General features: G+C 67.9%; 23 protein-coding genes and 1 pseudogene. 10 read left to right on the top strand and 14 right to left on the bottom strand.

Annotation, left to right across the window (positions count from 1 at the left end; all coding sequences use genetic code 11):
• The first annotated feature begins 2 nt into the window (after positions 1–2).
• The 9 genes from sctQ (at position 3) to ACEN9G_RS21975 (ending at position 5,162) form a co-directional block, all read left to right on the top strand.
• The gene (gene sctQ / locus ACEN9G_RS22015; RefSeq protein WP_495605451.1) at positions 3–1,070 is read left to right on the top strand and encodes a type III secretion system cytoplasmic ring protein SctQ; all 1,068 of its coding nucleotides are present in this window, start codon (positions 3–5) and stop codon (positions 1,068–1,070) included.
• Positions 1,054–1,701 (top strand): type III secretion system export apparatus subunit SctR, encoded by a 648-nt coding sequence (gene sctR, locus ACEN9G_RS22010; RefSeq protein ID WP_413346112.1) that lies wholly within the window; start codon positions 1,054–1,056, stop codon positions 1,699–1,701. Before sctQ ends, sctR begins: the two co-directional genes overlap by 17 nt.
• A 4-nt stretch (positions 1,702–1,705) precedes the next feature.
• On the top strand, positions 1,706–1,966 hold the full coding sequence (gene sctS / locus ACEN9G_RS22005) for a type III secretion system export apparatus subunit SctS (RefSeq protein WP_413346110.1): 261 nt from the start codon (positions 1,706–1,708) through the stop codon (positions 1,964–1,966).
• On the top strand, positions 1,963–2,814 hold the full coding sequence (locus ACEN9G_RS22000) for a hypothetical protein (RefSeq protein ID WP_483126958.1): 852 nt from the start codon (positions 1,963–1,965) through the stop codon (positions 2,812–2,814). Before sctS ends, ACEN9G_RS22000 begins: the two co-directional genes overlap by 4 nt.
• Before the next feature lie 42 nt (positions 2,815–2,856).
• On the top strand, positions 2,857–3,834 hold the full coding sequence (gene hrpD5 / locus ACEN9G_RS21995) for an HrpD5 family protein (protein WP_483126957.1): 978 nt from the start codon (positions 2,857–2,859) through the stop codon (positions 3,832–3,834).
• A gap of 10 nt (positions 3,835–3,844) precedes the next feature.
• Positions 3,845–4,078 (top strand): hypothetical protein, encoded by a 234-nt coding sequence (locus ACEN9G_RS21990; RefSeq protein WP_413345065.1) that lies wholly within the window; start codon positions 3,845–3,847, stop codon positions 4,076–4,078.
• Between the two features lie 101 nt (positions 4,079–4,179).
• On the top strand, positions 4,180–4,329 hold the full coding sequence (locus ACEN9G_RS21985; protein WP_413345067.1) for a hypothetical protein: 150 nt from the start codon (positions 4,180–4,182) through the stop codon (positions 4,327–4,329).
• A 100-nt stretch (positions 4,330–4,429) separates the two neighbouring features.
• Positions 4,430–4,885, top strand: a complete 456-nt coding sequence (locus ACEN9G_RS21980) for a CesT family type III secretion system chaperone (protein WP_413345069.1) — start codon at positions 4,430–4,432, stop codon at positions 4,883–4,885.
• Positions 4,886–4,934: 49 nt separating this feature from the next.
• Complete coding sequence (locus ACEN9G_RS21975; RefSeq protein WP_413345071.1) at positions 4,935–5,162, top strand: hypothetical protein; 228 nt, start codon at positions 4,935–4,937, stop codon at positions 5,160–5,162.
• A gap of 44 nt (positions 5,163–5,206) precedes the next feature.
• Here ACEN9G_RS21975 and ACEN9G_RS21970 read toward each other — a convergent pair whose 3' ends face one another.
• The gene (locus tag ACEN9G_RS21970) at positions 5,207–6,214 is read right to left on the bottom strand and encodes a pectate lyase (RefSeq protein WP_483126956.1); all 1,008 of its coding nucleotides are present in this window, start codon (positions 6,212–6,214) and stop codon (positions 5,207–5,209) included.
• 128 nt (positions 6,215–6,342) lie between these two features.
• Positions 6,343–7,437, bottom strand: coding sequence for a type IV pilus twitching motility protein PilT (locus tag ACEN9G_RS21965; protein ID WP_413344629.1), 1,095 nt, complete (start codon positions 7,435–7,437; stop codon positions 6,343–6,345).
• A gap of 190 nt (positions 7,438–7,627) precedes the next feature.
• On the opposite strand from ACEN9G_RS21965, the gene pyrB reads away from it, so the two are divergent.
• Positions 7,628–8,578, top strand: coding sequence for an aspartate carbamoyltransferase (gene pyrB / locus ACEN9G_RS21960; protein ID WP_413344627.1), 951 nt, complete (start codon positions 7,628–7,630; stop codon positions 8,576–8,578).
• A gap of 8 nt (positions 8,579–8,586) precedes the next feature.
• On the opposite strand, the gene ACEN9G_RS21955 is transcribed toward pyrB, so the two are convergent.
• The 12 genes and pseudogenes from ACEN9G_RS21955 to ACEN9G_RS21900 form a co-directional block, all read right to left on the bottom strand.
• Positions 8,587–10,344 carry a type III effector protein gene (locus ACEN9G_RS21955; protein WP_483126955.1) on the bottom strand — a complete coding sequence of 586 codons (1,758 nt, stop codon included), beginning with the start codon at positions 10,342–10,344 and terminating at the stop codon, positions 8,587–8,589.
• 68 nt (positions 10,345–10,412) lie between these two features.
• Positions 10,413–10,862 carry a lytic transglycosylase domain-containing protein gene (locus tag ACEN9G_RS21950; protein WP_413344393.1) on the bottom strand — a complete coding sequence of 150 codons (450 nt, stop codon included), beginning with the start codon at positions 10,860–10,862 and terminating at the stop codon, positions 10,413–10,415.
• Entirely contained in the window at positions 10,859–12,115 is a 1,257-nt protein-coding gene (pilV, locus tag ACEN9G_RS21945; protein WP_413344392.1) for a shufflon system plasmid conjugative transfer pilus tip adhesin PilV, read from the bottom strand. Before pilV ends, ACEN9G_RS21950 begins: the two co-directional genes overlap by 4 nt.
• 10 nt (positions 12,116–12,125) lie before the next feature.
• Positions 12,126–12,623, bottom strand: coding sequence for a type IV pilus biogenesis protein PilM (gene pilM / locus ACEN9G_RS21940; protein WP_413344390.1), 498 nt, complete (start codon positions 12,621–12,623; stop codon positions 12,126–12,128).
• A 10-nt stretch (positions 12,624–12,633) separates the two neighbouring features.
• Positions 12,634–13,182, bottom strand: coding sequence for a type 4 pilus major pilin (locus tag ACEN9G_RS21935; RefSeq protein WP_413344388.1), 549 nt, complete (start codon positions 13,180–13,182; stop codon positions 12,634–12,636).
• A gap of 22 nt (positions 13,183–13,204) precedes the next feature.
• Positions 13,205–14,281 (bottom strand): type II secretion system F family protein, encoded by a 1,077-nt coding sequence (locus ACEN9G_RS21930; RefSeq protein WP_483126954.1) that lies wholly within the window; start codon positions 14,279–14,281, stop codon positions 13,205–13,207.
• Positions 14,271–15,857: a GspE/PulE family protein gene (locus ACEN9G_RS21925; protein WP_483126953.1), complete on the bottom strand. Its 1,587-nt coding sequence runs from the start codon at positions 15,855–15,857 to the stop codon at positions 14,271–14,273. Before ACEN9G_RS21925 ends, ACEN9G_RS21930 begins: the two co-directional genes overlap by 11 nt.
• Complete coding sequence (gene pilP, locus ACEN9G_RS21920; protein WP_483126952.1) at positions 15,854–16,360, bottom strand: type IV pilus biogenesis protein PilP; 507 nt, start codon at positions 16,358–16,360, stop codon at positions 15,854–15,856. The genes ACEN9G_RS21925 and pilP overlap by 4 nt, the downstream gene beginning before the upstream one ends.
• Entirely contained in the window at positions 16,350–17,633 is a 1,284-nt protein-coding gene (pilO2, locus tag ACEN9G_RS21915; RefSeq protein WP_483126951.1) for a type 4b pilus protein PilO2, read from the bottom strand. Before pilO2 ends, pilP begins: the two co-directional genes overlap by 11 nt.
• 19 nt (positions 17,634–17,652) lie before the next feature.
• Positions 17,653–19,289: pseudogene (gene pilN / locus ACEN9G_RS21910) on the bottom strand (PilN family type IVB pilus formation outer membrane protein).
• The gene (gene sctC, locus ACEN9G_RS21905; RefSeq protein WP_483126950.1) at positions 19,289–21,103 is read right to left on the bottom strand and encodes a type III secretion system outer membrane ring subunit SctC; all 1,815 of its coding nucleotides are present in this window, start codon (positions 21,101–21,103) and stop codon (positions 19,289–19,291) included. The pseudogene pilN and the gene sctC overlap by 1 nt, the downstream one beginning before the upstream one ends.
• Positions 21,104–21,559: 456 nt before the next feature.
• Positions 21,560–22,588, bottom strand: coding sequence for a type I phosphomannose isomerase catalytic subunit (locus ACEN9G_RS21900; protein WP_413338743.1), 1,029 nt, complete (start codon positions 22,586–22,588; stop codon positions 21,560–21,562).
• Between the last annotated feature and the right edge of the window lie 17 nt (positions 22,589–22,605).

Below are 22,605 nucleotides of genomic sequence, written 5' to 3'. Positions count from 1 at the left end.
CCATGCAAACCACAACGGCAACGACCCCGCTGGCGGACAGCCTGCGCCGCTACACGCCGGCGCTGGCCAGCCTGGCACGCGCCCTGTACGACGCCCGCGGCGCGCTGCATGGCACCGTGCGGGCCGTGCCCGAGCGACCGCCGCGTGCCGGCAAGACCGCGCAGTTGACCGTCGCTTGCGACCAGGGCGAGCTGCACGTCCACGTCGACGCCGGCGCCGCCTTCGAGGCGATCGCCCTCGAACCGGAGGCGGCGTGCCGCGCCGCCGTGGCCAGCCTGTACCTGGCCGGCCCGCTGGCGGCGCTGGCGCGCCATGGCGCCACGCGGCCGGCGGTACGGGACGTGCGCCTCGCCGCGCCGTCCGCCTCGCGCACCGGCGTGCTGCACCTCGAATACGACCACGACGGCGCCGCCACCGGGGCCGCCACCGGGGTCACTACGGGCGCCACCGTGGCCGGCGTGTCCGCCGCGCGGGCCGCCGCGCTGGTGGAGCGCATCGGCCCGCGCGGCCGCGGCGTCCTGACCCCGGCGCTGGCGGCGCTGGCCCTGCCGACCCGGCTGCGCCTGCGCACCCGCCACGCCACGCCCGCGCTGCTGCGCACGCTGCGTCCGGGCGACGTGCTGCTCGGGTGGCCAGCGGCCCCGGGCTTCGCGCCGCACGCGACGCTCGGCCAGGCGACCCTGCTGTGGGGCGCCGCCAACGGTCACGCCGTCCATGCGCACGCGCGCATCGATTCCCGCAACGTCATCCTGGAGAGCAGTCCCTACGCCATGAACCACGATCCCGACCTGTCCCTGCGCGCCGCGCCGGATGCCGCCTCCTCCCCGCTCGACGTCAGCGACGTCGAACTGCCGGTCCACATCGAAGTGGTGACGGTGAACCTGCCGATCGGGCAGATCGCCGCCCTGCAGCCGGGCTATATCCTCACGTTGCCGGTCGCGCTGGCCGACGCCGACATCCGGCTCGTGGCGCACGGCCAGACCCTGGCCTTCGGGGAGCTCGTCGCCATCGGCGACCAGCTCGGCCTGCACATCCGCCGAATCGCGAACGCCGATGAACGCCGCGCCTGACGTCGGTTCGCTGCTGGTCGCCGCGCTCGCGCTGGCGGTCCTGCCGTTCGTGGCGATGGTGGTCACGTCCTACACCAAGATCGTGGTGGTGCTGGGCCTCCTGCGCAACGCGCTCGGGCTGCAGGGCGTGCCGCCCAACTCGGTCCTGAACGGCGTCGCCCTGATCGTGACGTGCTTCGTGATGGCGCCGGTCGGCATGGACGCCATGCACCGCGCGCACCTGCCGGGCGAAACGGCGGCCGGGGCCCAGGTCATGCCGCTGCTCGACGCCGGGCGCGAGCCCTTCCGGGCCTTCCTGAAGGCCCATGCGACGGAGCGCGAGAAGGCCTTCTTCCTGCGCTCGGCGCGCCAGATCTGGCCGCCCGGGCGCGCGGCCGAACTCAAGGAAGACGACCTGATCGTGCTGGCGCCGGCGTTCATCCTGAGCGAACTCACGGCCGCCTTCAAGATCGGTTTCCTGCTGTACCTGTCGTTCATCGTGATCGACCTCGTCGTCGCGAACGTGCTGATGGCGCTCGGCCTGTCGCAGGTCAGTCCGACGAACGTGGCGATTCCGTTCAAGCTGCTGCTGTTCGTCTCGCTCGATGGCTGGTCGATGCTGGTCCACGGCCTGATCTCCACCTACAAGTGACGTCATGGAATACGATAACCTCACCCACCTGACCGCCCAGGCGCTGAAGCTGTGCCTGATGGTGTCCCTGCCGGCCGTCGCCGTGGCCGCACTCACGGGCCTCGTCGTCGCCTTCCTGCAGGCGATCACGTCGCTGCAGGATTCCAGCATTTCGCAAAGCGTGAAACTGGTGATCGTCACCGTCGCCATCATGGTCAGCGCGCCATGGGGCGGCATGGCGGTGCTGAGCTTCGCGCGCAGCCTGTGGGAGGTCATGTTCGTATGAGCATCCAGCGCATCGGCGGCGGCTGGCTGCCGCCCCTCCCCGCCGCCGCGCCGGACACGCCCCGGCCGGCCACCCAGACCGACCAGCCCGCGCCGCAGGGACTGCAGCCGCTGTTGCCGCAACCGCGCCGCCCCCGGCTCGGCCAGACGGTCGCCCGTCGCGCCGCCGGACGCAAGAAGCGCGACGCCGACAATCCGCACGGCACCGACCTGAGCGCCGAAAGCGAAGACCTGCTGATGATGCTCGAGCAGCACCTGGTGCGCGACGACCAGCAGGTGGCGAAGACCGGCGAACGCGGCGCGCGCGACCAGCAGTCGTCGTCGCAGGGGCGCGACCCCGGCGGCGCCGGCGGCTTCGCACGGCAGCAGGCCGCCGCCGACGACGCGGCGCACAGCGCTCCCCGCTGGACGATACGCGCGGTGGCGCGCCCGGCGCGCGACGCCACGCGCCTGCTCATGCAATGGCGCGCCGCGGCGGCGAGCAAGGATGCGCAGGCCCGCGCCGAACGCGCGCTGCTGGCACTGTCCGCCGCGGCCCAGCGCACCGCCGCGCCGGGCGCGGCCCCGGCCGCCAGCCCCACGTACCCGATCCTGGCCATCGTGCGCGAATTCCTCGCGCTCCCGGAGGCCGAGCGCGCGCGCCCCACCACGCTGGCCGACGTGCGTGACCGCCTGGTGGTCGCGGCCAGGCCGGCCGGCCCGAAACGCCCGCTGACGGACGCCGAGGAGTCGGTCAACCTGCTGCTGCCGATCGTCCTGCTGAACCTGGGCCGCCGCCGGACGAGCGAAGGCCGCGCACTCGGCGTATCCGCGCTCGCCGCCCTGATCCGCCGCGGCCGCGGCTGGTAAGCGCCGCCGCAACCGCATCACATTGAACAAGGAGATTCGCTCATGACCAAAGAACTTCGCATCCTGACCGGCTTCCACGCCGGCGCCCGGATAAAGTTGAATCCAACGACGATGTCGATCGGCGCGGAAGCAACGGCCGACATCCTGATTCAAGACTGGAACGAGGGCACCATGCAACTGGCAACCGACGCACAAGACCGGGTCACGATCGCCGCCGCTGGCGCGGCCGATGCCCCGTCCACGCTCGACGATTTCACCCCGCGCCGCTTCGGCGACGTGGTGCTGTGCGCCGGCCCGGACGATGCACTGTGGCCGTCGGACGTGCAGCTGCTCGAGACGATGCTCGCCGCGCCGGCCGCCGCCGATGCCGCCGCGGACGAACCGGTGACCGTTCCGCCGGCCCCGCGCGCCTCGTGGATGCGCACCGGACTGGTGGCGATGCTGGTCGGGTCCCTCGGCGCGGGCGCCCTGGCGCTGACCGTGGGCACCGCGTCGCAGGCAGCCACTCATCCGCTCGCGCAGGCCAGCCTGCGCGACGTGCGGGGCGCGCTCGACCGCCTGCAGGAACCCGGCATCGAGCTGCGCGAGCAGGCTCACGGCTTCGTCGTCAGCGGCATCGTGGCGAACGGCGCGGCGGCCCGCAGGGCGCACGCCAGCCTGCGCGGCGTCGCCGGCAGCCGCCTGCGCTGGCAGGTCAAGCCGGCCGACGACATCGCCCGCGAACTGGCCGAATCGTTACACGAGCCGAACGTCAAGGTGCGCTACGCCGGTGCCGGGCGCTTCGAGGTCACCGGCACGGCGCGCCAGCCCGGCGCGGTGCGCGACGTGGTCGAGCGCTTCCGCAACGACATGGCGCCGCTGCCGCTCACGGTCGGGGTCAAGGTCGAGCGCATCGACGAACTGGCGGTCGCGGGCAAGGTCGATTCGGCCCTGAATGCCGACAGCGTGCGCTACATCGAATCGAGCGACGGCACCAAGAATTTCCTGGCCGACGCTTCCGGCAACACCACCTTGCAATAAGGAGACCGCAATGTACGAAGTCATGACCGAAGGATTGATCGACGTGCTCGACGACCTGCCCCAGGCAGGCAGCCAGGCCCGCCGCCACCACGAGGTCCGCGCCGCGGCGCAGGCCCTCGACGACCTGGCCGATGCGTGCGCCGCGCGCTCGACCGACACGGCAAGCACCGAAGCCCAGGCCGGGCGCGCGGTGGCCGATGGATTCCGCGCCGCGGCACAGTTGTGCCGCCTGGCGATCCAGTAGTTCCGCCAGCCATGTGCCAAGCGCACAGCCGGCAAACCAGCGTGTGCGGTACTGCCGCACGCATATCCAGCAGTGATCCACTTACTTTCAGGAGAAACATCATGGCAGACGCACCCGTAGTTCTGAACACCGGCGCCCAAATCGCAGCGATCGAAGCCGCCGCAGCAGCCGAAAACGCGATCAACCTGGCCACCCTGCACGCCAAAATCAGCACGATGGGCCTGAAGGCGGCGAAGGACATCGTCCAGTAACGTCCACGGCGCGCCATCGGGCCGCGCATGGCGCGCCGGCCGGGAGCCGCAACCCGCTCCCGGCCGGCTTTTTTTTCACCTGTGCGACGGAAAACGAACGATGAGCCTCGAACGACGCGATGAACTGATCCGCGAAATCTGCGCACTGCGCGACGTGCCCGGCGCCGACGAGGTGCTCGCGCGCGGCGTGCTCGACATCGACAGCTTCGACGTGGCGATCGACCACTTCGAGGAAGACGGCGATGCGGTGTACGTGACGTTCCAGTACGGCGTCGTCACCGCGGGCCGGACGCTGCGGGTGTTCCGCCTGCTGCTCGAAGCGAACCTCGCCGTCTACGCTCAGGACCAGGCGCAGCTCGGCCTGGAAGTCGAGACCGGCGCCATCGTCCTGATTGCCCGCGTGGCACTCAACGACGAGGTCGACGGCAAGTGGCTACTCGGCTTGATCGACCACTACGTCGAACACGGGCGCTACTGGCGCGACAACATTTTCAAGGCGCGCGACGACATGTTCGAGAACCTCGCACGCGGCGATTATGTCTGGCTGCGCGCCTGAGCCAGGACCTTTCCCCATCACTCACCACCAACATGTTCAGGAGGACGACATGACATCCACGAGCAGGACCGGCAGCAAACCGCCTTCGCCGCCAGAGAAGCCGGAGAAGACCGACAAGACGAAGGACAAGAGCAAGGACAAAGACAAGGACAAGGCCGACCAGGACGCGCTGGACCAGGCCATCGGCACGCTCGGCATCATGATGCTGCAGAAGATCCTGCAAGGCGCCAAGCGGCGCCGCGCCGAAATGAACGAAGACGATCCCGACAAGTTCTAGTCCCGCCCCGCGCGGGCGACGCTTGCGCGCCGCCCGCTTCCGCCTCATCCCGCATACGGCTTGTACGACACCTTGCGGGTCCCGCTGACCTGCGCGGCATCCGGCGTCAATGCCACCACCTTCATCCCCCCATCGTCGACATTCGAGAAACTGGCGCTCGACGTCTTCGAATCGGTGCGGAACAGCGATTCCTTGACGTTCTCGAACGTCGAATCCTGCACCGTCAACCTGCTCGTGATCGGCTGGCCGCCGTTCGTGCGGAACAGCTTGCCGGCGCCGTTCACGTAGACGTTCTTCATCAGCACCTCGGCGTCGCCATTGTCCTGCACCACCTTGTCGGAACCGTTGTAGAACGAGCTGTTCGTGATGACGACTTTCGCCGGCCCTTTCGGGATGTCGTCGACCGACATGCCGGACAGCTTCGCGTCATGGATGCGGTTCTTCTCGCCGTCGATCGTGATGGCATCCTCGCCGATGTCGCGGTTGACGACGTGGTCGAGGTGGGCGTCGCCGATCAGGTGGATGCCGTCGCCGCCCGAGTACTGGACGTTCTTCAGCGTCGCCCCCGGCTCGAGGATGAACACCGGCTGCTGGTGCTCGCTCTGGGAACCGTCGCCGATCGCCTTCGTCGGCCGGTAGTACTTGCCGCCGCCGTCGAAGGTCTCGCCGGCCTTCACGATGATCGGCTTGTCGACGTCGACGATGCCGGTCGGCTTCGGCATCGGCTGGCCGCGTTCCGGTCTGGCGCCGGCAGGCACGCTGGTGTCCGCCGGCGGTTTGGATGTTGGTTTGGACGCCGATTTGGACGCCGATTTGGATGACTTCTTGCGCCTGGTTTCCGGTTCGCCGTCGGCATCATGATAGGGCGCGGCCGGCAGACTGGCCTTGCGCTTGTGCCCATGCTCGTGGTCGTCGTCCCTGACCTTCTGCTTCAGCTTGACGGACAAGTGTTCGAGCCGCTTGATCCACTCGTCCGTCTGCTGCTGCGGCGACGGCCCCGCCGGGGCCTTGGGGAAATCGGGAAACGCCTGTGGGGAATAATGGGAATGCACGCATGTGCTCATGTCGGTACCTGTACGGTTGGTTGAGGGAGTGCCCCTCGACAGGATGACGGCACATGAGGGGCCGGCGGGCGGGGCGGGCGAAGCCGCGCCGCCGGGAGCGAAGCCGGGCGCGCGCGTCAGCGCTTGGCGTTGGCCATCTCGTGCAGCTCGAGACGGTTGTAGGTGGCGCGCATGGCATCCTTCACGTTGATCGCCTTTTTCGCGATCAGCTGGACCAGGACGTCGTTCAGGCTGCGCGACATGCTGTCCTCCTTGCGGCGCATGAAGTCGGCGATCAGGTGCAGCTTGCCGGGGTCGGCGATGTACTGTGCCACCTGCTGGTTATTGTTGAACACCATTTCGTAGGCGAGCACGACGTCGTCGCCCTGCTCGTTCGGCAGCAGGGTCTGGAAAATCACCGCGACCAGGGAATTCGACAGCCCGGCCGCGCGCTGCTCGCGCTGTTCGGCAGGGAAGAAACCCAGCAGCTTGGAGATCGCGCTGACCGCGCTGTTGGTGTGCATCGTCGCGAGCACGAGGTGGCCGGATTCGCCGGCGTGCAGCACGGTGTCGGCCGTGTCGAAATCGCGGATCTCGCCCACCATCAGCACGTCCGGCTTCTGGCGCAGCGCTTCGCGCAGGCCGGACGAGAACGTGGCCGTGTCGGCCGGGACTTCCTTTTGCGAGATGATCGACTGCTTGCGCCGCAGCTGGTATTCGATCGGCTCCTCGATCGTGATGATGTGGGCGCTGCGCGTCGCATTGATCTGGTCGAGCATCGAGGCGATCGTCGTCGTCTTGCCCGAGCCGGTCGGCCCCGTGATCAGGATGATCCCGCGGGTCGCCTCGAGCACCGTCTTGACATAGTGCGGCAGGCCGGTCTGGTCCAGCGCGATGGGGCGCAGCGGCAGGCGGCGGATCGAAATGGTCGTCTTCGAACCGGACGACGAGCGGAACACGTTGCAACGCAGCCGGTAGTCGGTGAGGATGAACGGCCGGTCGATCGCGCTCTCGACGATCTTGTCTTCCCAATCCTCGTCGATGGCGTTCAGTACGGGCAGCATGTCCTCGAGCGTGACCGGTTCCGTGCCGACCTGGCGCCATCCGCGCGGCGACTTGATCATCACGGGCATGTCCTGCTCGATGTGAATATCCGAGAAGCTCTGGCCGGAATTGACGAGGGAGATCAGCTCCTCCAGTAATTCACGGGATATCGAAAAGTCGTCGGACATGATGCACCTGGGTAATGTAGGACTTGCTTGAGTATAGCGCGGCTGTCCTTGGCTGACCAGCCGTCCGGCGGACGGGAAGTCTTGCATTTTCCTGTCACTTGGCCGTCAATCCGCTGTCGGTCCGCACATGCCGCCGATGTTTTCCTCCAGAATGCGCGGTTGACCGGCCCGGCGGACAACGGAGTATGCCTTGGAATTCGAGAACCGCAGTATCGTTTCAGTGAACCAGTTCGACCTTGCGGGGCTGGACACCCTGTTCGACCTGGCGCGCCGGATGAAGCCCATCGCCGCGCGCCAGGCCAGGAGCAACGTCCTCGACGGCTACATCCTCGGCAACCTGTTCTTCGAGCCCAGCACGCGCACGCGGATGAGTTTCGCCAGCGCGTTCATGCGCCTCGGCGGCCAGGTCAACAGCACGACCGGGACCGTCAACTCGTCGCTGGCCAAGGGCGAGTCGCTGGCCGACACGATCACCATGATCCAATCCTATTGCGACGTGATCGTGATGCGGCATCACCAGCGCGGCGCCGCCGCCGAAGCGGCCGCCGTGTCGAGCGTGCCGGTCATCAATGCCGGCGACGGCAATGGCGAGCATCCCACGCAGGCGCTGCAGGATTTGTTCACGATCCTCGAGGAACGGCCCGGGCGCGGCGTCGACGGCATGACGATCGCCGTGGTGGGCGACCTGAAGTTCGGGCGCTGCGTGCCTTCCCTCGTCAACCTGCTGTGTCTCCATGCGGGCGTGCGGTTCCTGTTCGTCGCGCCGCCCGAACTCCAGATTCCCGGCGCGATCCTCCGCGGCGTGCGCGACATGGGATGCCAGGCGATCCGGACGAGCAACCTGGACGCCGCGCTGGAGGAGGCCGACGTGGTCTACCTGACGCGCATCCAGGACGAACGGATCGCCGACGCGAAAGTGAGGGCGACCGTGCGCGGCAGCTACGTGCTGACCCGCGCCAAAGTGGAATCGCGCTGCCGCAAGGACACGGTAATCCTGCATCCCCTGCCCCGGATCGACGAACTGCACACGGACGTCGACAGCCTGCCGAACGCCGCTTATTTCCGCCAGGCGGCGAACAGTATCCTGGTCCGGATGGCGCTGCTGCTCCTCGTGCTGGGCAAGCAGGCCGACGTCGGCTGAGCGCAGGTTCAGCGCCGCAACCCCACCATCCCGGTGAACCGGTTGAGCGCCCTCTTGTACAGGCCCGGATCCGCATGGTAGCCCATGCCCGGCGGCCCGGACGTGCGCGGCGGGCGCAGTTCCGTCCCGCCGTCGGGCAGGTACTTGGTGCGGTCGTACGCGCTCAGGCCCAGCTTCAGGCGCACCAGGCCGGGCGACTTGAAGCCCAGCCCTTTCATGCGTCCCATCAGGCTCTTGCGCGAACGCTCCGCATAGTCGAGCGTGATGGCGATGCCGCGCGGTTTGGCATAGTCGTAGCCGAGCTTGCCGTCCTTGATGGCATGCCTGGCCTGGGCCTCGTTCGGCAGTTGCGGGTCGAACAGGATCAGCGGCGCCGGGTCGTACAGTTTCACGCGGCTCTCGACCGCGGCGGCGAACAGCTGCGCGCTCGCGCCGCCCATCGATCCGCCCGCGATGTACTCGAACTTCACGTTCCGCCCCTTGGCATAGGCGTCGTCGACCGCCTTCGCCACCAGCACGGCCGCCTCGTGGTTCGCCTTGAACACCTTGCCCACCGACTGGCCGATGCTGCTGAAGGCCTGCTTGACGTCGCGCATGTTCTGTGTGCCGCCGAACATCACGCGCACCTCGAGCCGCTGGTTGCCGTGCTCGTCCATGCCGACCTGCTCGTCCCACACCATGTGCGCGACGTGGGCCGCACGCACCAGCTGTTCCCGCTCGCCCGCAGGCAGCAGGCTGAACAGGCGCGACGTGCGTATGGAAGCGTCCAGGTAGTGATCCGAAGTCAGTTCGATACGTGCGGGCTGGTACGTCATCGGCATCTGCCGGGCGAGTTGATCCGCGAACACGTCGGCGCTGCCGCCCTGCGTGCGGAAGCACGCCACGTGCTCGATCCGGTACTCCCTGTCGTCGGTCCGGACGATCGGGGACAGCGCTTCGGCAAAGCGCGCCGCCAGCCGTTGCACGGCATGGTAGTTGACCGAGTCCGGCTGGGACGCGAGCGGCTCGCCTTCCTGGTCGCCCCGGTTCGCGAAATGCACCTGCAGCATGTTCACCGTCTTCCCGTCGGGACCGGCGACCTGGCGCTCGGTGACGAAGCAATTGGCCGCCCTGGCCGCCCGGGACAGCGAGGCGAGCACGTCGGGCGGCATGCCCCGGCCGAATTGCGTCCGGCCGATCGCCGCGCTGTCCGGCGCGGGCGGATGGAGATCCAGCGGCGCGCGCAGCAGGCGGCCCGCGGCTTTCAGCTGGGCGTCCCGCTCGCGGCCGGGCGCGGCCGCGGGGCCCATGCCGAGCGCTTCCGTGATCTGCGACACTTGCTGCTCGTCCAGGCGGTCGATCGACGTCAGCGTGTCCGCCATGCAGTCGATCTTCGGCCCCGACGCCAGTTTGCCGAATGTCTTCGGGCGCGCGGCCGGCGCCGCGGGCACGGGCGTGGACGCGGACGCGGCGTGGGCGTCGTCATCCGCCCGCATCAGTTCCGCCAGCGTCGGCGACTTGTCCGCTTGCAGCAGGTCCGCCAGCGTGCCCCGCTCCGGCACAGGCGCCTGCGTCTGCGCGTGCCGGGCGCTGAACTGTTCCAGCCGCTGCAGCGGCGCCTGTACGTTCGCCGCGGGCGGCTGCGTCTTCGGGCGCCGGCCCAGCACCGGCAAGGAAAACCCGAACGTGCGCTTCGGCGCGCGGCTGGTCTCGGGCTTGGCGGTGGACGCGGTCCCGGCTGCCGGGCGGTCGCTGATCGGTGTTATCGTCGACGAAATCGTTTTCATATCAACTTCCAAGGTCATGCGCGCGGCCGCGCGAACGTCTCAACAATGATGTATGCGGCGCAAACCGGTCAGCGCTGGGCCTCGAGGGCCGCGCGCGGCAGGTTGCGATAGACTTTTTTCGCGTAAGCGATGCGCAGCTCGGGCTTGCCGGCGTTGTAGGCGCCGACGGCGGTCCATGAATTGCCCAGCTTCTGCATCTTCCCCGACAGGATCCACGCCCCGACCTCGATGTTCGTGCAGGCATCCATCAACTCGGCCTCGCCGATGCCGTACCGGCGCAGGGTCGGCAGCCAGCTGCTGTTGATCTGCATGAGCCCGATATCGTAGGAACCGTTCTTGTTCTTCGGGCCGATCGCAGTGGGATTCAAGCCCGATTCCGTCTTGGCGATGGCATACAGCAGGTAGGGGTTGACGCCGTAGCGCGCGCCGGCGTCCTCCCAGCATGCCTGTGCGTGGCCGCACGCGAGCACGCACGCGAGGGTTGCCGCCGCGCGGCGCGGTGTGGATATGCCGCTCATGGGGTCAGCGTTCCGTTCAGGTATTTGAAGACGTTATCCGGCGGCTGGCACGAGAGCAGGACGCCGTTCGCATCTTTCTTGACCGAGCCGATGTTGTACGTGATGCTGCCGTCCGGATTCGGGATATTGCAGGGCGTGCCCGCCACGATGGCTTGATTGAGATACACCGTGGGGCCCTCCATCCAGTTCCTGCCGACGACCCAGTCGCCCTTGATCCCGCCGTGGTTCGACGTCACCGTCTGTTCCGCCGTCACGGTACCGCCACTGACGACGGCCGTGTCACCGTACACCGTGCCGGGCACGTGCAGATCGTCCTTCTCGTCGACGGCCAGTGCCACCCACGCGCTGCCGGAATAGGTGAAGCCGCGGTTCAACGCGGTGACCATCCGCACGTCGCCGGTCGTGTTGCCCGTCGCGGGCAGGTCGGCGAAATTGGCCACCGGCGCCTTCCACGTCGACACCGCCTGCCACAGGCCGTCGGCCCCGCACGTCGCCACCGTCCGGCTCGCGCTGTCGATCCCAATGGCCGCCGCGCCGCCGCATGCCGTGCCCAGCGTCACCAGGGCGGTCCCGGCGAATCCCAGCGGCGTGTTCATCCGGTTCAGCTGCGGACGTCCGGGAACCACGTCGCGGTAGAGGAAATCGGTCGACAACTGGCCCGGCCCGTCGTAGAACAGGCCCGACACGAGGTGGCCGCCATCGTGGCCGGCGCTGCCGTTCAGGACCGTCGCGCCGCCGCAGGCCACACCCTGGTAGGCGGCGGTGGCGAGTGCCCAGGACGATCCGCGCGCCGTGGCGGGCTGCGCGGCGCTGATGTAGCCGCCGCCCTGCCCCGCCATCATGGCCACCGCCGCGATGGCGCGGTCCGGTATCGCGGTGCCGCCGTAGCCGGCCACCAGCGCGTCGAGCCGGCCCGGCGTGCCCTGGCGCACGAGCACGCATGCCGCTTGCTGGTAAGGGTTGGTCGCGGCAAAGCCGGCAGGCATGAAGCCGGCCGCGGTCAGCTGCGCCACGGTGACGGCCGTCACGGCGCCCCCGCCCGTGCTGGCGACGAGGTCGCTGTAATTCGCCGCGACATACCTGGACGCGGCCGCCACGACCTGCGCCTGCTGCAGGGCGGCCTGCTGTTCCTTCACTTCTTCGATCGAATCGCCGATCATGCTGGCCAGGCCGACCAGCAGCGCCGACGCGATGGCGAGCGCCGCCAACACTTCGATCAGGGTCATGCCGCGCTGCCGCCGCATCGTGTTCATCGTTGTTTCCTCAATCGCAGGGTGCCTGCGCCAGCCACACCGGCGCGCCGTCCGGGATGACGGCGTCGCCCAGCGTCGGCAGCGCGATGCGCGTCCCGTCCACGGGCGAAAACAGCGTATGGTCCGCCGCCCGGTAGACGCCGACGTTGAGTGAGTTGCGCGACAGCGCCAACAGTTCCGCGACGATCGGCCGCGCGCCCGCCGCGGCGGGGAAAATGTAGATCTGCCCCGCGCCGTCGCGGTAATTCGTCCACGCCACCGTCGGGCTGGTCGCCAGTTTCGACCACGCCGGCAGCACGCCGGCCCCCTTCAGGCCGGCCAGGCTCACGCTGGTGTCGGTGACGTTGTTCGCCTTGAAGTACGCCATCACCGCTTCCCGGTAGACCGCCATGGTCCCGGCATCGTCGTCGGCCTGTTGCCGGACCACGGCCTCGCGCCGCTGTTCGGCCGGCCAGCCGTACCAGCCACCGAGCGCGACCATGACGACCATGATCAGGACGGCCCACATTTACTCAGACTCAGTTCGCCGTGAATGCGACCGTATTCGCCGCCGCGCCGCACAGCTTCGCGGCGCTGGCCGCTGCGGCGGGAAACACGGTGATTGGATTGTTTCCGGCGCCATCGGCAATCTTTGTCCAGCCGGTCGCTCCGCTGACGACGGTCATGCACACGTCCGGCGGTACGTTGGTGTAGGTGATGGTGAACGTAGCGTCGTCCGCGGACGTGGGGGTCACGGTGCCGCCCCACGTGTTGTTGATCGCCGCACCGTCGCTGGAGACCGACAGCGTGCCCGGGATGGCTTTCGCGGTAATCATGTTTTTCAGCATCTCGGCGTCTTTGTAGGGCTGGCCCGAATACATCTTGCGCAGGGTGGTGCGCAAGCCCGTGAGCTCTTCCGTGGTCTGATTAGCCCGCGCGCTGCCGAAGGCATTCTGCAGCAGCGATACCGCGGCGAGCACCACGATGGCGGCGACGCCCAGGTAGGCGATGGCTTCCAGCAGCGAGGCGCCGCGCTGGCGGTGCAGGCGGGCGAGGCGGGCGCGGCGTTGGGGCATGGTGGCAAACATGTCGTATCTCCTTATGGTGTAATCAATGTACTGCGCGTGTCATCGTTGCGATCTCGTGCTGGATGCCGAAGAAACCCGTCACCAACCAGCCGATCACGGCGGCCATCACGAGGATGGCGACGCCGTTCAGGATCTTCATCTGATTGGAAATCTGCTCGATCCCCTCTTCCCGCCATTCGTCGGCCAGCACCTTGAGCGCCTCGCCGAATCCGCGGAACTCGGCGTACACGCACAGGTCGTCGATCACTTCGGCCGACGGGAAACCGTAACCGGCGTTGCGCATGGCTTCACCGCAGTTGAGGCCGGAACGCACCCCCAGCAGCGCGCCGTCGAGGCGTTCGCGCAGCCACGGGTCGGCCATGTCGGACAGGCGGCTGAGCGACTTCTCGACCGTGACGCCGGCCGTCTGCAAGGCCGAGAACGCCAGCAGGAAGCCGCTGCCCACGACCAGCCGGTAGATCGAGAACGGCGCGAAGCGGTCGGCGAACACGCGCAGGTTGCCGCGCCAGCGCGGCAGCGCCGCGGCGACGCCGCCCGCGACGAGCGCCAGCGCGCCGACGATGGCGAGCATCCAGTGCTGGACCACCTCGGACATGACGTACAGCGACCTGGCGGCGCCATGCCAGTTCGTCGGGTCGGTGATGCGGGTGAACTCGGGAATGACCTTCGTGCCGAACAGGTAGACGTAGACGAGGATCAGCGCCAGGATCGCGCATGGGTAGACGAGCCCGCCGACGATGACCGCCTTGATGCGCTGCTGCGCCTGCACGACGTCGACGACGGCCAGCAGCGCGGCCTCCACGTTGCCGGACTGTTCGCCGGCCAGCAGGATCATGCGTTCCGGCCGCGGCGCCCAGCCTTCCAGGCTTTCCGACAGCATCCGGCCGTTCTGCACCTGCCGGCGGCAATCGTCGAGCACGATCGCCAGCGGCTCCTGCGGCTTGCGGCCATTGTCCGACGCCCGTTCGCGCAGGACTTCCAGGATCCGCAGCAAAGGCAGGCCGTTGGTGAGCATCTTGGCGATCTTGCGGTACAGGCGCACGCGCGCCGCCGCCGAGAACTGGGTCTTCGCCCAGGCGCGCGTGACGTCAAACCGCATGGACCACCTCCAGCCGGGATCCCGGCGCCGCGAGGTGGCCGACCACTTTTTCCGCCATGCGCGGATCGATCTGGCCGGCCGCGACCTTGTCGATCGCGTGGCCCAGCATCGTGCGGCCGTCCAGGTGCTCGAGCCAGTACGCGACCGCCGCGCATTTGTCGCCGGCCCGGATGAGTTTGAAGAACTGGGCGTCCGGCACGATGACTTCCGCCAGCACCGACCGCCCCACCGTGCCCTGCATGGCGCAATGCTCGCAACCGTCGCCGGTCACGCGCACGCGCGGCAGCGCGCCGCCCACCGCTTGCCGGACGCGGGCGTACAGCGCCGGCGGCAGCGCCTCCGGCGCGTCCACCAGCGGCCGGCTGCAATGCGGGCACAGCACCTTGACGAGGCGCTGGCTGATCAGGCTCGTGATGATCGTGTGGTCCGCCACCAGGCTCATCGGCAGGCCGAGATCGAGCAGCCGGTCGACGATCGCCAGCGCGCTGTTGGCATGCACCGTCGTCCACACCTGGTGGCCCGTCATCGCCGCGCGCAGCGCGTTCTGCGCCGACGCCGCATCGCGGATTTCGCCGATCATGATGACGTCGGGATCGAGCCGCATCGCGTTCGAGATCGCGGCCGAGAACTGGCGCGCGCGGTCCGCTTCCGTGCTGGCATTGGTCACGGCCGTCTGCACCGCGCCCTCGATCGGGTATTCCACGGGGTCTTCGACGGTCAGCACGTGCAGTTTGCCGCCCGCCTCGATGATTTCGCCGGACAGGATGCGCTGCAGCGTGGTCGATTTCCCCGATCCGGTGGGACCGCTGATGATGTTCATCCCGATCGGCTGCTCCTTGATCTGCTGGAGCATGCCGGCGTGCGTCTCGCTGAAGCCGAGCGGGCGCAGGTCGACGTTGTCGCCGGCGTCGTTGTACAGCAGGCGCAGCACCATGACGGCGCCTTCGCTGGTGGGCGCGGTGGCGATGCGCACGCCGTACAGCCCGGGCGGCAGCTTGTCGCGGTCGGAAATCGCGGCGTCCTGGCGCTCCATCGGCTTGTACGAATTGTCGGACACCGACGTCATCGCCCCGTACAGCGTCGCCAGCAGGCGCTCGCCGTATTCGCGCGTCTGCACGCCCTTCGGCACCAGGTCGTTATGGATGCGGAACCACGTCTCCGTGCAATCCTTGCGGACGCGGATATGGATGTCGGACGCGCGCGCCTGGCAGGCCCGGTTGAGCAGGTCCTTGGCCGTCACCTGCATGAGCGAGTGTTCGTGCTGCGGCTGCGCACTCCCGCCGCCCTGGTAGGCGCGGGCGATGACCTCGATCCGGGAGAACGTCACCTGGAATGGCCGGCGCATCTTTTCCAGCCGCGCGATGTACGACAGCACGTGGCGGTTCAGGCTCTGTCCCTCGGCGACGAGCAGGCGGCCGTCGCTCAGCAGGCACAGCAGCTTGCGCTCCTCGGCGCTCGCCTCGAACGTGCCCGCGCCGCTCAGCACGGCGGCTGTGCCGATGTCGCCGACGCCGCCCTGCTGTTCGCTCCGTCCGGTGGCGCGCGCTTCCGCCCGGTCCAACGCGAGCAGGTTCATCGCGCGCTCCCTGCGGGCAGGCCCGGCGGCGGGCCCGGGACCGCGGGCGGCAGCGGCAAGGCGGATCCGAATTGCAGCTGGGGCGGCGCCGCCTGCGCCAGGCGGACCCGCTGTTTGCCCTTGCTGACGATGACGTTGCCCGGCGCGATCGACACCACCCGCATCCCTTTCGGCAACATGTCGCCGGGCTGCACCTCGATGACGGTGCCGTCGCCCAGTTGCAGAGTCGCGAACACCGCGCGCCCCACGCCCTCGACGCCGCGTACCTGCGGATCGCCGGCGCCGGGCGCATGCGTGAGCGCTGTGGTGGCCGCCTGGATCGTGGCGATCTGGTTCTGCTTCATGAGGATGCTGCCCTGCACGTCGAGCTGGCGTTCGCGCGCCTTCAGCAGCAGCGTCTCGCCTTCGATCCGGCTCAGCTTTTCGGCGGTGGGATCGGCGTACGCGTGGGCGCAGCCGAGCAGGGACACGAGCAGCGCGCACCAGAGGGATTTATTTGACATACATGACTCCTTCGATTGACCAGTGACCGGCCCGGTTGACGATCCGGTCGATACGCACGCCGGGCCGGTCCAGCAGTTCGGCCAGGGCCGTGGGCAACAGCCCCTGGCTGTCGCAGCTGAACGAATACGCCTGCCACTGCGGCGCGGGCGGCCGGGTCTGCGTCTGCGCCTGCTGCGTCGCCGCGGCCGGAGGCACGCTGGCGATCCTGAATGCGATGCCCATGTGTTGCAGTTCGGAGATGATCGGTTCCATCAATGCGCGGCGTTCGAGCAGCGCCTCGGGCGGGCGCCGTTCGAGCCGGAGCGGCACGGCCAGGGTGGCCTTCTCGCCGCCCAGGTCGAACACGGCATCCGGCACCTCGGCACGCAGCAGGTCCAGCGTGGAACCGTGGCGCGACCATGCGTAGCTGGCCGTGTCGGCGGTGCAGACGTACTCGTCGAGCAGCCAGCCGCCGGCGGCAAGATGGCCCAGTCCATCGACGCAGGCCCTGGCCAGGCTCGTCGGCGTCGGCTTACCGCCCCACGGCGGCGGCTGTACGGACGGCGCCGCCCGCCGCAGCACGGCCTGGCGCTCGGCGATGCGCGCTTCTTCGGCCGCCTGCGCGGCCCGCTGCTCGGCCCGCAGGCGCTGGACATGGACCCAGCCCCCGGCGAGCGCCAGGGCGAGGACGGCCGCCGCCAGTGCCGGCCAGCGATTGCCGCGGGTGTGCACGGGCTGCAGGCCCCACCAGCGGTGCGCGCGGATCCGGCCGTCCTTGCGGTGCGGGATGAAGCTCTCGACGGTGCGCGCCTCGAAGTTGTGGAAGCCGTAGTCGGCCAGTTCGGCATCGCCGAGGACGACGTTCCAGCCGCCCAGGCCATAGTCGCTGTGCAGGCGCTCCATGACTTCCTCGCGGGTGCCGGCGAAATCGCCGTTCGGCAGGAAGTTCGCGTCGCGCGCCGCGAAATAGGCCCACATGCCGTCCGGCAGCCTGAGCGCGGCGAGCCAGTTGTGGACCCGCTGCTTCTCGCCGTCGAAGTAGGCGCCTTCGAGCGCCAGCGTCTTCGAGATGATCGCGCCCAGCGAGAACATGCCGCGGCGCGCCCCGTCCGCGCTCTGGCCGAAGCCCGCCTGCGCGGTCGACTGGTCGGTGCGCAGCACGTACAGGTCGGAGTCGATCTTCGCGCCCAGTTCGCGCGCCTCCCTGGCCAGTTCGCGCGGCCGCGACAGCGACTGCCAGAACAGGCCGCACACGAACCGGTGCTTTTCGATCTGGATGATGTGGATGGCCATGATGCCGGATCGCTTCGCGTCAGGGGCCGACCGTCGTGGGGGTGATCAGGATCACGATGGATTCCTTGGCGCTGGCCGCCTTGATGCCGCCGCCGAGCGCGACGTTGCGTGCGCTGCCCACGCCCTGGCGGTCGAGGTTGTCGTCGGTCTGCTCGAACCCGCTGATGATCAGCGTCTCGTTCGATTTCATCGCCACGCGCTGCAGGAAATTGCGGGTATCGATTTCCGGCGTCTCGATCTTGCTGCCGCCGCTCTGCACTTCGCGGATCGTGTTCAGCGCGGAGATGTCGGTCGAGAACTGCAGCAGCACCGTGCCGTTGGCCAGCACGTGCGGCAGGATGCTCATGTTGAAACCCGACGTGACGGTGCCCGGAATCAGCGTCGTGGTGGTGCCGACCTGGGGCACCACCGTCGTCTGCGATTGCTGCAGGTAGGACGTCTGCTTGGCCACCTGCAGCGGCACCACCTGGTTGTTCAGCGTGATCACCGACGCGGTGGTCTGGCGCCGCACCTTGCCCTGCTTCGACAGGGCGTCGATGATCGCCGTGCTGCCCGCGAAGCGCGAATCGCCCAGCACACCGGCGGAGAACCGGGTCCCGTCCAGCGCGAACGGCGCGCTGGTGAGCCCGTATTTCTGGCGCAGGGTCGTGTACACCAGGTTCCAGTTGATGCCGTAGTCTTCGCTGTCGTTCAGGCTGACCGACAGGACGGTGACGTTGATGACCACCTGGCGCTCGAGCGTCCGGTTCTCGTTTTCGATGTATGCGGCCACCCGGTCGAGCGTGTCGGGCGTGTCGACCACCGTGATCGACCCGGTCGCCGGCGAGATGACCACCTTGCCGTAGCTCGACAACATGGCCTTGATGACGCTTTCGATGCTGCCGTAGACCGACAGCTTGGACGCCACCGCCGTGTTCTGGCTGTTGTTGGCGGTCACGCCATTCGTCGTGCCCGCACCGCCGCCCGCCCCGCGGCGCCGCCGGTGCCGGCGCCGGTGCCCGGGCTCGACGTGGCGCCGCTGGTGACGCTGGCGTTGAACGTCGAATCGCCGGGCAGCGTGTTGATCTGGAAGGTGCGCGACTCCGTATGGAAAAACTGGATCGTGCCGTCAACATATTTCCACGACACGCCGAAGCGCGCCGCCGCCGTGTCGAGCAGGCCGCGCAGGTTGCCGTTCGTGTAGTAGATGCGGACTCCGCCACCGCGCGCGGACGGCGGGCCGGCATAGGTACGGGCATCGCCCACGCCGCCCGGCGGCAGCGGCACGGCGGCGCCGGCTGGCGTACTACGCATGCCCGCGGCGACGTCCAGCGCGTCGGGCGTCACCTTCACCGGCAGGCCGGTGCGCACGCTGATCCGTTCCGCCAGCTCGGCCAGCGACGCGACCGTCTTGTCGAACACCGCGTTCTCGAAAAAGATCTTCGGCAACGCGGGCTGCCCCAGCTTGACGACGTCCTTGCCGAGCCAGATGCCGGATTCGTGGCTGACCGACGACGGCGCCCTGGCCACGACACCGTTCGCGGTATGGCCGGTGTCCCTGACGAGGGTGGCCACCTGGCCGCCGGTGTCGTCGATGGTCTTGTCCAGCCGGGCCGACATGCCGCCGCACGCCGACAGCAGCAGCAGGGGCAACACCGCATGCAAGCGCCTGGTCATCATGGTTCGGTTCCTTTCGCAACGATCCGCAGCACCTTGTTGCCGTCGTAGAAAATCGCCTTCATCGGCACGTCCGCTCCCTCCATGCTCTTCACCACCATGCCGACGGCGTCGGCAAAGGAACCGTGCAGTTCGGTGCGCACCGCGACGGCGTAATCGACGGGCAGTTCCCACATCAGTTGCCAGCCGGCGCCGGCCGCCCACCGTTGCAGTGTCCCGTTCAGGGTTTTATCGCTTTGCAACACGGCCCAGGTCGGCTCGGGCGGTGGCGGGGGCGCGACGGGCGCCGCGCGCACCGGCACGACCGCGGCGGCGACCGGCGCGACTGCGGCCGCGGCCGGCGCGGGCGCCGGCACCGCCGCCGGGGCGGGCGGCACAGGTGCGGGCACGGGCGCGGAAGCAAGCGGCTGCGGCTGCGGCGCCGCAGCCGGTTCGGCTGCGGCCTGCGCCGGCGTGCCGCCGGCCAGGCGCGGCGTGATCAGGTACAGGCGCTCGCGCCGGGTTCCCGGCGTGTCCTTGTGGCCGAACAGGTTGCCCAGCAATGACGGGGATGCGCGGTCGCCGGACATCGCCTCCGTCCCGTAGCCGCCGATCATCAGCATCTGCTGCACGTCGACGATGGCCAGCGCACTGAGGGTCGAACGGGTGACTTGCGCGTCGGTGCCGCTGCCCAGGTTGCCGTCCTCGATGTCGACGTCCAGCCGCACGCGGGTGCCGCCATCGTCGACGAGGCGCGGCACGACCCGCAGCAGCGTCCCGGCGCTCACTTCGGCCACGTCGGCGACGCGCTCGCCGACCAGCGGGATGTAGCGCGACTGGCGCAGGTCCAGCACGGCGGCCACGTTGTTCAGCGTCAGCGCGCCCGGCGTGGCCACGATGCGCGCATCGCCGCTGGCTTCCAGCGCTTTCAGCCTGGCGACCAGGCCGGCGGCATCGTTGACCAGCAGCGTCGCCCCGGGCGCCGCGGGCGCCGCGCCGGCGACCAGGCCGGGCAGCTTGTCCCGGTCGACGTCGACGATCAGCGCGTCGATTTCGACCTGGCGCGGCAACACGTCGAGCTGCTCGATGAGTGCCTGGTACATGGCGCGCTTGCCGGCCGCGTCGTGGATGATGACGGCGTTAAGCGAGGGGTCGGCGTCGATGCGCGGATGGCCGGCGTCGGCGGCCTGCACGGAGGCGGAGGCCGGCTGCCCGACCAGCAGGTTCGACAGGATCGTCTTCATGCCGGGGATGGTTTCCGTCCTGCCGCGGGCGGTGATCACGCGGTCGGTCGCGCCGGCGTACTTCAGGCGGAACACCATCGGCTGCATGTCGTTCATGGCGTCGCCTGGCCGGGCGGGCACCAGGACCTCGCGCGCCAGGCGGACGTACTCGCGCGGCCCGCTGATGACGACGGCGCCTTCCTTCGGCAGTTCCACCCAGCCGAAGCGGCTCTCGTACAAACCCACGCCGGCCAGCACGCCCCTGGCATCCCGCACGGCGTTCGCGCCAAGCTCGAGGCGCATCGACACATTGTCTTCGCGGGGAACGATATGCAGCGTGTCGCCGTAGACGAACCAGCGGAAGCGGCAGGCCTGCGCCAACCGGTCCAGCAGGTCGGCGCCGCCACTCGCGCGCAGGGTTTCTTGTTTCACGGCGCGATCCGGCACGTCGAACACGACCTCCACGCCGTACTCGGTGGCGAACCGCTCCAGCACCTGGTGCAGTGGCATGCCGGCGGTATCGAGTGCGAAGCCGTGGTCCTTCCAGCCCGCCGGGACTGCGGCGTGCGCGGCAGGTGCCCAGAGCGACGTCGCCACCGTGGTCGCCGTCATCAGCGCCAGCGTCCCGCGCCGCCAGAATCTCGAGCTCGTCCCAAGGCCGGGACAGAAAATGTTAGCGCACAACATCATTGTAACTCCTACCACTTTTTAGCCGCCCAATGCCGGCTCAAAATGCTTCCGGCTATGGTTTCTCACGGTATTCGATGCGCTTTTCGCTCGCTCGACATCGGCGCGGCAATTCGCCGAAATCCGCTCCAACACGAACCGGATTCAGTCATGCTGGAAGCGAGAAAATTTCGGCAAGGAAACAATTAATTCGTTGCGTAGTCTACCTCGGGCACAAAAATAAACTCAAGATTTTTTGATAAAGCTCAATGCTTTTTAAGGAATGACGCATTATCGCCACAGCATGAACCTTGTTTAGTAAATAAATGCGCCTCGCCGGTAAAAGCGATAAGGACAGACAGGGCCGAATACGACCCAAAAAGAGGGAAACCGCGAAAAAACTTAAACGATAAAACACTCCAGTAACTTGAATCCCGATTCTGTTTCCAGATTGACGGATTCAATTGCCGCGGGAATCAGGACGCAATCGCCGATACGCACGTCCAGCCGCCCCCGGCCATAATCGATCGTATAGGCTCCATGTACGCAGACATGGATAACGAACGAGTCGAACGCGTAATTCCGCACGACCGTTTCGGAACACGCCAATATATCGGCCGTGAAATGCTCGCAGTGCACGAGGCGGGCAGGCGCATTCAGGATTTCCTGATACGCGAGCCTGCAATCCTGATCGGCACCGACATCCAGTGCGGCGATGGCGTTGTCCGTGTCCAGCGCGCGCCGGCGTCCATTCGCGTCGACGCGGTCGTAGTCATGGATCCGGTAGGTCACGTCGGACGCCTGCTGGATCTCGGCGATCAGGACGCCCTTCCCTATGGCGTGGACCCTGCCGGCGGGCAGGAAAAACACGTCGCCCGCCGCGACGGCGTGACGGTTCAGGATGTCGTCGACCCGGCCGCATTCGAATCTTTCGCGGCACAGGGCGGCACTGACTGGCCGATTGAACCCGGCAATCAGCGTCGCGCCGGGATCGGCCTGGATCACGTACCACATTTCCGTTTTTCCCGGCGAATCGTGTTTCATACCGGCCAGCACATCGCCGGGATGCACCTGGATCGATAAATCGTCGGCGGCGTCGATGAATTTGACGAGCAAGGGAAAACGATTACCAAAGCGCGCATACGGGGTTTTCCCGACAAGGCATTCCCGATAATCCATCAGTAAAGCCGAAAGCGAAGTACCGGCCAGCGCGCCATTTTTCACCAGCGAATCGTCCGACGGCAGTCCGCACACTTCCCACGACTCGCCGCAACGCGACCCGGGCGGGCAGTCCCTGGCGAGATGGCTGAATAACTTTCGCCCGCCCCATATTTTATCCTTGTATATACTTTTGAATATCAGGGGATATAAATCCGACATCGTTCGCGAGATAATGTTGATATCTTTTTTTGTCGACTGGCAAATATGCATGTCAGTCGCCGAATACG

The sequence above is a fragment of the Massilia sp. Masssp94 genome, assembly GCF_059491305.1.
The sequence above is the reverse complement of the archived record's forward strand: the minus strand, read 5'-3'. Positions and strand labels throughout refer to the sequence as shown.

Excerpts from the sequence above, each read along its gene's own strand:
- sctQ (WP_495605451.1), top strand. The coding sequence starts at position 3 with ATGCAAACCACAACGGCAACGACCCCGCTGGCGGACAGCCTGCGCCGC.
- sctR (WP_413346112.1), top strand. The coding sequence starts at position 1,054 with ATGAACGCCGCGCCTGACGTCGGTTCGCTGCTGGTCGCCGCGCTCGCG.
- sctS (WP_413346110.1), top strand. The coding sequence starts at position 1,706 with ATGGAATACGATAACCTCACCCACCTGACCGCCCAGGCGCTGAAGCTG.
- ACEN9G_RS22000 (WP_483126958.1), top strand. The coding sequence starts at position 1,963 with ATGAGCATCCAGCGCATCGGCGGCGGCTGGCTGCCGCCCCTCCCCGCC.
- hrpD5 (WP_483126957.1), top strand. The coding sequence starts at position 2,857 with ATGACCAAAGAACTTCGCATCCTGACCGGCTTCCACGCCGGCGCCCGG.
- ACEN9G_RS21990 (WP_413345065.1), top strand. The coding sequence starts at position 3,845 with ATGTACGAAGTCATGACCGAAGGATTGATCGACGTGCTCGACGACCTG.
- ACEN9G_RS21985 (WP_413345067.1), top strand. The coding sequence starts at position 4,180 with ATGGCAGACGCACCCGTAGTTCTGAACACCGGCGCCCAAATCGCAGCG.
- ACEN9G_RS21980 (WP_413345069.1), top strand. The coding sequence starts at position 4,430 with ATGAGCCTCGAACGACGCGATGAACTGATCCGCGAAATCTGCGCACTG.
- ACEN9G_RS21975 (WP_413345071.1), top strand. The coding sequence starts at position 4,935 with ATGACATCCACGAGCAGGACCGGCAGCAAACCGCCTTCGCCGCCAGAG.
- ACEN9G_RS21965 (WP_413344629.1), bottom strand. The coding sequence starts at position 7,437 with ATGTCCGACGACTTTTCGATATCCCGTGAATTACTGGAGGAGCTGATC.
- ACEN9G_RS21955 (WP_483126955.1), bottom strand. The coding sequence starts at position 10,344 with ATGAAAACGATTTCGTCGACGATAACACCGATCAGCGACCGCCCGGCA.
- ACEN9G_RS21950 (WP_413344393.1), bottom strand. The coding sequence starts at position 10,862 with ATGAGCGGCATATCCACACCGCGCCGCGCGGCGGCAACCCTCGCGTGC.
- pilV (WP_413344392.1), bottom strand. The coding sequence starts at position 12,115 with ATGAACACGATGCGGCGGCAGCGCGGCATGACCCTGATCGAAGTGTTG.
- pilM (WP_413344390.1), bottom strand. The coding sequence starts at position 12,623 with ATGTGGGCCGTCCTGATCATGGTCGTCATGGTCGCGCTCGGTGGCTGG.
- ACEN9G_RS21935 (WP_413344388.1), bottom strand. The coding sequence starts at position 13,182 with ATGTTTGCCACCATGCCCCAACGCCGCGCCCGCCTCGCCCGCCTGCAC.
- ACEN9G_RS21930 (WP_483126954.1), bottom strand. The coding sequence starts at position 14,281 with ATGCGGTTTGACGTCACGCGCGCCTGGGCGAAGACCCAGTTCTCGGCG.
- ACEN9G_RS21925 (WP_483126953.1), bottom strand. The coding sequence starts at position 15,857 with ATGAACCTGCTCGCGTTGGACCGGGCGGAAGCGCGCGCCACCGGACGG.
- pilP (WP_483126952.1), bottom strand. The coding sequence starts at position 16,360 with ATGTCAAATAAATCCCTCTGGTGCGCGCTGCTCGTGTCCCTGCTCGGC.
- pilO2 (WP_483126951.1), bottom strand. The coding sequence starts at position 17,633 with ATGGCCATCCACATCATCCAGATCGAAAAGCACCGGTTCGTGTGCGGC.
- sctC (WP_483126950.1), bottom strand. The coding sequence starts at position 21,103 with ATGACGGCGACCACGGTGGCGACGTCGCTCTGGGCACCTGCCGCGCAC.
- ACEN9G_RS21900 (WP_413338743.1), bottom strand. The coding sequence starts at position 22,588 with ATGCATATTTGCCAGTCGACAAAAAAAGATATCAACATTATCTCGCGA.